Origin of the sequence: Microcoleus sp. AT9b-C3, assembly GCF_036705485.1 — a bacterium.
GTDB lineage: Bacteria > Cyanobacteriota > Cyanobacteriia > Cyanobacteriales > Microcoleaceae > Microcoleus.
Map to the genome: position 1 here is coordinate 141744 of NZ_JAUBUR010000018.1, position 7299 is coordinate 149042.

At 42.4% G+C, this 7299-nt stretch carries 8 protein-coding genes and 2 pseudogenes; 9 read left to right on the forward strand and 1 reads right to left on the reverse strand.

Features of this window, described 5'->3' with window-relative positions; translation table 11 throughout:
• Positions 1-268 precede the first annotated feature (268 nt).
• Entirely contained in the window at positions 269-1108 is an 840-nt protein-coding gene (locus QUB77_RS17635) for a glycosyltransferase (RefSeq protein ID WP_333175108.1), read from the forward strand.
• A gap of 2 nt (positions 1109-1110) precedes the next feature.
• Here QUB77_RS17635 and gloB read toward each other — a convergent pair whose 3' ends face one another.
• Positions 1111-1884 (reverse strand): hydroxyacylglutathione hydrolase, encoded by a 774-nt coding sequence (gene gloB / locus QUB77_RS17640; protein WP_333175106.1) that lies wholly within the window; start codon positions 1882-1884, stop codon positions 1111-1113.
• A gap of 237 nt (positions 1885-2121) precedes the next feature.
• On the opposite strand from gloB, the gene QUB77_RS17645 reads away from it, so the two are divergent.
• The 8 genes and pseudogenes from QUB77_RS17645 to QUB77_RS17680 all read left to right on the forward strand — a co-directional run.
• Positions 2122-2325, forward strand: a complete 204-nt coding sequence (locus QUB77_RS17645; RefSeq protein ID WP_190659093.1) for a hypothetical protein — start codon at positions 2122-2124, stop codon at positions 2323-2325.
• Between the two features lie 200 nt (positions 2326-2525).
• Entirely contained in the window at positions 2526-3524 is a 999-nt protein-coding gene (gene galE / locus QUB77_RS17650; RefSeq protein ID WP_333175104.1) for a UDP-glucose 4-epimerase GalE, read from the forward strand.
• Positions 3525-3720: 196 nt separating this feature from the next.
• Positions 3721-4365: a hypothetical protein gene (locus QUB77_RS17655; RefSeq protein ID WP_333175101.1), complete on the forward strand. Its 645-nt coding sequence runs from the start codon at positions 3721-3723 to the stop codon at positions 4363-4365.
• A gap of 42 nt (positions 4366-4407) precedes the next feature.
• Positions 4408-4944, forward strand: a complete 537-nt coding sequence (locus QUB77_RS17660; protein WP_333323305.1) for a hypothetical protein — start codon at positions 4408-4410, stop codon at positions 4942-4944.
• Between the two features lie 40 nt (positions 4945-4984).
• Positions 4985-5269 carry a hypothetical protein gene (locus QUB77_RS17665; protein WP_333296140.1) on the forward strand — a complete coding sequence of 95 codons (285 nt, stop codon included), beginning with the start codon at positions 4985-4987 and terminating at the stop codon, positions 5267-5269.
• Positions 5176-5811: pseudogene (galE, locus tag QUB77_RS17670) on the forward strand (UDP-glucose 4-epimerase GalE); the annotation flags it as partial. The gene QUB77_RS17665 and the pseudogene galE (QUB77_RS17670), both read left to right, overlap by 94 nt.
• A gap of 101 nt (positions 5812-5912) precedes the next feature.
• Positions 5913-6836, forward strand: a complete 924-nt coding sequence (locus QUB77_RS17675) for an alpha-1,2-fucosyltransferase (protein ID WP_333179047.1) — start codon at positions 5913-5915, stop codon at positions 6834-6836.
• A gap of 29 nt (positions 6837-6865) precedes the next feature.
• Positions 6866-7299, forward strand: a pseudogene (locus tag QUB77_RS17680) (hypothetical protein); the annotation flags it as partial.

Consider the following 7299-nt stretch of genomic DNA (forward strand, 5'->3'; position numbering starts at 1 on the left):
TCGGAGCGAGTCAAACGAAGCAATCGCTCTTGTTATGCTTCCCTTACATTCTGTTACATTGTAAACTTTATTTGCGCCTGCCTACTTAAAAACCCCGTTTCTTTGTGTAAATCTAAGCGGAAATTTAGGCAAGGTTATGTTATTCTCAACGGTAAACGGGCGATCGCACTTACCCGAATACTAAGCCGCCTGCTTCCTCCCGTGCCGGCGTTTGTGTCAAGTTTGACCGCGCGCCTTTTACCTTTGTTCATTTCACAAACTTAATCCTATGCACATATTCATCGCCGGCGATCGCAACTATATTCTGGGGTTAGCAGCACTTCTTAAGTCTATAGATCTCAATGTTAGTAAATCTGGACAGGATCAGGTAAAAATTAGCATTGTATCTACCGGGATAGGTTCACAGCAAAAAGAACAGTTACAGAATTGCTGCAAATACCAGATTGAATGGCAAGAATTGCAATCTAATTACGACCAACTTCTTTCCCTGTCAGGTTCTAAACTTACTTATGTTAGATTGGAGCCACGAAAATATACCAAGGAAACAGAAAGGCTGATTTGGCTCGACAGCGACACGATCGTTCTAGGAAGTTTAGAGCCGCTGTGGAACCTCGATCTTCAAACAATGCCGATAGCAGCCGCACCCAACGTCTGGGGGAATCCGAACAATTCTCAAGATCGAAACCCTTATTTCAATGCTGGCGTTTTAGTTTACAACATGAAGCTTTGGGAGGAAGAGCAACTGTCCGAAAAGTTGATGGAAAACGCTCAATCAAACCTTTGGGGGGATCACGATCAGGGTGCATTAAATTCATTTTTAGCGGGAAGGTGGAAGCAATTAGACCAAATCTGGAACAACCACAAGACTGATGATATGTCAAGTAAAGTGATGCACTTTATGTCAAGACCGAAACCGTGGGAAAGCTCAGCCCCCAATCAATTATGGCTCGATATGTTGTCTCAGACACCCTTTAAGGACGACATGGAAAACAATTCAAATAAGTTTAAAAAGCTGTCGAAATTTCAGCTAAAATACAGAAATTTTGACGAGTGGTTGAGGGAACCGATACTCAAGTTTAAGAGTTACCTGAAGAAAAAAAAACGTTAAGGTCAAAATTGGTCTTTCATGCCGCGCAATCGAGCGAAGGTTTGCACGGGATCGCGGGTGTTGGTGGCTGATTGGATCGTGGGAAAGTCCCAGCGCAAAAATGGGTTTGTGCTTTTTTCGAGGCCGATCGATGATGGTATTGTAGGTTGCGATCGACTGCGCGCTTCCTTGACTTCGGCGAAGCGCTGCTGTAAATCGGGATTGTCGCCATCCACACTCAAGGCAAATTGCAGGTTGTTGAGCGTGTATTCGTGGGCGCACCAAACTCTGGTATTGTCGGGCAAGTTTCGCAGTTGCCCCAGAGAGGCTAACATTTGGGCGGGAGTGCCTTCTTTGAGCCTGCCGCAGCCTCCAGCAAATAAGGTGTCGCCGCAGAACAATTCGCCGATTTCGCTGGGGTTGCTGGGGGGGAAATAGTAGGCGATGTGAGCTTTTGTGTGGCCGGGTAGGAAGAAGACTTCGGCGGTTCTGTTGGCAAAAGAAACTCGATCGCCCGCTTGTAAAAACACTTGCTGTCCGGGTATTCTGCCTCTATCTTCTGCGCCGCCGTAAACTTTAATTTCGGGAAAGCGATCGATCAGTTCCTCGTTGCCGCCTATGTGGTCGCGGTGGTGGTGGGTATTGAAAATTGTGGTTAATTCCGCTCCGAGTGCTTGCAGTTGCTCTAATACTGGCTGCGATCGTGCTGGATCGACGACTGCTGCTGTGTGGCTATCGGGGTCGTGCAGCAAGAAAATGTAATTGTCGGATAGTACCGGAAGCCGATAAACCTGCATAGAAAAGTGCCTCTCTAGGAAAAATATTATATAATTAAATTAGTTCTGAACGCTATCCGAAGGCTGAATTCAAGGCTGAATGCAGAGTTATCTAGTCCGCATATCTATCTTGGGAAGTAATACTCTGATACCTTATTTATGCTGTTGAGCAAATTGATTTGCGGTCGAGTACGCACTATTTTGGGGTCAAAAACTGCAATCCGCTTTAATTATTTTAGCATACAAGCGATCGAATAAATGCGAACATCTCACAACAAATCGAACTTAACAATTTCTCAAAAAGTCGATCGAATTGTAGCGTCTGGTAAAATCACTCGCCGGGAACACTTAGTTTTGACTTCGGCTATCCTATCAGATGATAAAATTTCAGAAGAGGATCGACATCAGATTAATCGGATATTTGATTATATCCAAATTGGTCGCCTCAAGTTTATCGATTGAACAGACAGATTTGCACAGTCAGCATCTATCTGGAGTGTAAAAAGCGTTTTTTAGGAGTGCGATCGTCCCGTCCCGCACAGCAAAGCCTATATATTTCGCTTGAATTCTCCGGCTCACGCCTAGTGTGAAAGCGTCTGATGCGGCAGTCTCAAGTTAACAAGGCTCTTGGCAATCCCAGCTACAAAAACAGGCAGAAGAAAATGAGTGCAGACAAACAAACTATTTTGGTGACGGGTGGAGCTGGATATATTGGCTCTCACGCTGTATTAGCGCTGAAAAACGCCGGTTACGGTGTGGTGATTTTGGATAATTTAGTTTACGGTCACAGAGATTTAGTAGATCGGGCTTTGCAGGTGGAGTTAGTAGTTGGCGATACGAACGATCGCACTCTTCTAGACAACTTGTTTGCTACGCACAAGATTGATGCTGTAATGCACTTTTCTGCTTACGCTTACGTGGGCGAATCTGTTACCGACCCAGCTAAATATTATCGCAACAATGTCATCGGCACTATTACGCTTTTGGAAGCAATGATCGCTGCTGACGTGAAGAAATTTGTGTTTTCTTCTACTTGCGCGACTTACGGTGTACCGCAGAAAATTCCGCTCACAGAAGACCACCCGCAAAATCCGATCAATCCCTACGGTGCTACTAAGTTAATGGTAGAACGGATTTTGTCGGATTTTGACGCTGCGTATGATTTCAAGTCGGTTTGTTTCCGCTATTTTAACGCGGCTGGGGCTGACCCTAACGGGTTGTTAGGAGAGGATCACAATCCAGAAACTCACCTGATCCCACTGGTGTTGTTCGCTGCTTTGGGTAAACGAGATTCGATCGCGATTTTTGGCACGGATTACGATACTCCTGACGGTACTTGCGTTCGGGATTACATTCACGTTAACGATTTGGCATCGGCTCACATTTTGGGATTAGAATATTTGCTCAAGGGTGGCAAATCTGATTTCTTTAATTTGGGCAATGGCGGCGGTTTTTCGGTGAAAGAGGTGATAGAAACGGCTCGCCAAGTGACGGGAAAAGAGATTAAGGCTGTTGAGTGCGATCGGCGTCCGGGCGACCCTCCTGCTTTGGTTGGTAGCAGCAAAAAGGCGATCGAAACCTTGGGTTGGTCTCCAGAATATCCCGACATTAAGAACATTATCTCCCATGCTTGGCAGTGGCATCAAAAGCGTCACAGTTAGCATAAACTAAAATAAAGCAAGTGCAAAAATAGAGTCGAAAATAATGTTAAACAGTCACAAAGATTTTTGTTTTTGCACCTTAGCTTTTCGGAAAAAGTATCGCGAATTAGCCAAACAACTAGCAGCAGACTTAGAAACTCATTCTCTAGGGACGATGCTAGTTATTTGTACTGACAACCCAAATGACTTTCAGAATTTGACGAATGTTTTCGCCTTTAAAAAAAGTCGCGAAGGTGTAGATTATTGTTATAATGATAAACGATTTGCACTAAAAAAAGCCTTAGAATTATGCCGAGTGACAATCTTTGTGGATGCAGATACAAGAATCATAGGAAAAGTGCCAGAGAGAGAATGGATGTCAGGAATTACTTGTAAAGGGTTTATTCCCATTCTAGATCATCCACCAAATCAATCATTGCCGGGGAGAAAAGAGGCAATTCACAAATTAGCAAAAAAGCTAGAAATTCCATTGAAGAATGTAAGTTTTGTTCCAGAAAATTTGTTCGTAGTTGCGAGAGACAATGGGAAAGAAATTCAGTTTATTCAAGAATGGGGAAAGATTGGAAGATTTTTTGAAGTCCAAAAAGTCAAAACAAAAGACGGTAATCCCATTGGGTTGGCAACTGCTAAAGTTGGGTGGAATATTCGTAATGACGGGTGGCAGGAACTCGCTCAAATTAGGGAGCATTCTTTGGCTCATTGGGACTGGAAAAAAAATCAAGTAAGAACCTTTTGGGATAAGGTTTGGGATAAATTGCAGTTGGAGCATTGGCAATATCTCTATCGGTTATTAAAAACACAGTTAATTGCCTTATTAAATTTCGATTTTTACTATCGTTAGAAAAAAGATAGGGATAGAGGATTTATCACCATTTTAATTGGATTGTACTCATTTCAAGACTGCATACATTTTCTAGCTTCAGTCAGGAAGATTCACCGCGAACTAATTATTATTTTAATAGATAGAGTGCCGCGATTTTTAGATCCCTTACTTTTGGTGTTCGGAAATGTGAGATTGCAGGCCGCACCGAAACACGAAAATCCTGTTTTAGCATCGCGACAAGCTAAGCTGGCTTTGTATCAACAATCTCCTTTTGAGAAAACTATTTATCTGGACTGCGATATTTGTTTGCTATCGCCAATATATGAAGTTTTTGACTATGTTGATGAAGTAGAATGGCTGATAACAGAAGATGTGCAGCCTGCGATTGCTAAAGCTGCAAATTTATTAAGAGTCAAGCAGGATATTCTGTCAACTTTGCAGTCTGTCGGGTTGCCGGTAAATGAAAATAGCATTCAATACAATGGCGGATTTATCGCTTTTACGAAAAGCAGTAAAATTCAGGAATTGTTTATAAACTTTAAGAAATATTTCGAGATGGTAGTGGCGCATCAAAATATGCTACTATTGAAAGATTAAGGGCGCTTTTGCGGCGGCTGTTGAATCAGTGAAACCGAAAATGACAACTTTGTCCCCGGTTTACAACTACTTGGATAAGTGGAAAGATGTTTATACGATCGACAAACCGATTAAAGTAATGCACTGCACTTATCCTTACCGCCCTCAGTACGCCAAGAACGTAACGCGATCGCTCTTTACTAGAACAGTCGATCGCACGGCTCAAATATTTTTACCCAATCAACTTAACAATCCCTTTGCGCGACTTACGGTGTACCGCAGAAAATTCCGCTCACAGAAGACCACCCACAAAACCCGATCAATCCCTACGGTGCTACTAAGTTAATGGTAGAACGGATTTTGTCGGATTTTGACGCTGCGTACGATTTCAAGTCTGTTTGTTTCCGCTATTTTAACGCGGCTGGGGCCGACCCTAACGGGTTGTTAGGAGAGGATCGCAATCCAGAAACTCACCTGATCCCACTGGTGTTGTTCGCTGCTTTGGGTAAACGAGATTCGATCGCGATTTTTGGCACGGATTACGATACTCCTGACGGTACTTGCATTCGGGATTACATTCACGTTAACGATTTGGCATCGCCTCACATTTTGGGATTAGAATATTTGCTCAAGGGTGGCAAATCTGATTTCTTTAATTTGGGCAATGGCGGCGGTTTTTCGGTGAAAGAGGTGATAGAAACGGCTCGCCAAGTGACGGGAAAAGAGATTAAGGCTGTTGAGTGCGATCGGCGTCCGGGCGACCCGCCTGCTTTGGTTGGTAGCAGCGAGAAAGCCATCCAAGCCTTGGGTTGCTCTCCAGAATATCCCGACATTAAGAACATTATCTCCCATGCTTGGCAGTGGCAGCAAAAACGCCACAACTCTTAATATGTAGGGGGGGGATTGCACACCTTACCATTACAGCAAAGTTTGATTGAATTCTTGTGGGGAGTAGGGGTTGGGCGTCTCGCCCGCCCCAAAAATACAATATGCTAATAATATCTGCTAAATCGGGACAACTCGGCAACCGACTGCTGCTTTTTGCTAATTTCATTGCTTGGGCGATCGAGCATAATTTGATTGTTCTCAATCCTGCTTTTGACGAATATGCAGAATTCTTTGTGGGAACCGCTGGTGATTTTTTGTGTTGTTATCCTCCTCCATATTTTACCGCACCCGGTAACAAGTTGGTCAGAAGCAAATATTACAAATTAGTTAAGTATTTAAGCCAGAAAAAAATATTAAAAACGCAAGAAATAACCAGAAAACAACCTTTTAGTTGGCGAAAATATCAGGAAATCGAACAAATCAAGCACGGTTCAATTGTTTGTTTTCAAGGCTGGTTATTTCGAGATGGCTGGTTTGTAGAAGATATCCCCATGTTACACAAGTACGCCGACCCGATTAGAGCATACTTTGCACCATTAGAGCGATATAGAATCAATGTAGAGCGTTTGATATTGAATTTAAGAAATAACTCTGATATGATCGTCGGAATTCACATCCGTCAAGGGGATTATGCTAAGCATCAAAAGGGGAGATACTTTTACACAACTGAGCAATATTTAGAAGTCATGAATTCTGTGGTTGGGCTATTTGAAGGAAAAACAATCAAGTTTTTGATTTGTTCTAATATTCCACAAAAACCGAGTTTATTTAATAATTTTAACTGTGAATTTGGCAGCGGTCATTTAATTGAAGATATGTATGCTTTGGCTGAATGCGACTATGTTGTCGGGCCGCCTAGCAGTTATACTATGTGGGCTTCTTTTTATGGAGATAAACCTCTTTACATGATCCGCGATGTCAATAAAACAATTAATCTGAAAAATTTTGTACATTTTTATGAATGGCAAGGAATTTTTCACGGTCGAGATGAGTGGAGTGAGAGCTTTTGGGAGTGGACACACTGACGGAAATAAGTAAATTAATAAGTAAATCAATGAATTCAAATAAATTAGCAGTTAAGGGATTTATCACTATTTTAACCGGTCTTTACTCTTTCCAGGATTGCGTTCATTTTCTGGCGTCGGTCAGGAAGTTTCACCGCGAACCCATTATTATTTTAATAGATAGAGTACCTCTAATTTTATATCCTTTACTTCAGGTGTTTGGAAATGTCATATTGAAACCTGCACCGTCTCACGAAAATCCTGTTTTAGCGTCGCGGCAAGCTAAGCTGGCTTTGTACGGGGAATCTTTATTTGATAAAACTATTTATATGGATTGTGATATTTGTTTGCTGTCGCCAATAGATGAGGTGTTTGATTTTCTTGATGGGGTGGATTTGTTGGTGACGGAAGATGTGCAGCCTGCGATTGCTAAAGCTGCAAATTTATTAAGAGTCAAGCAGGATATTCTGTCAACTTTGCAGTC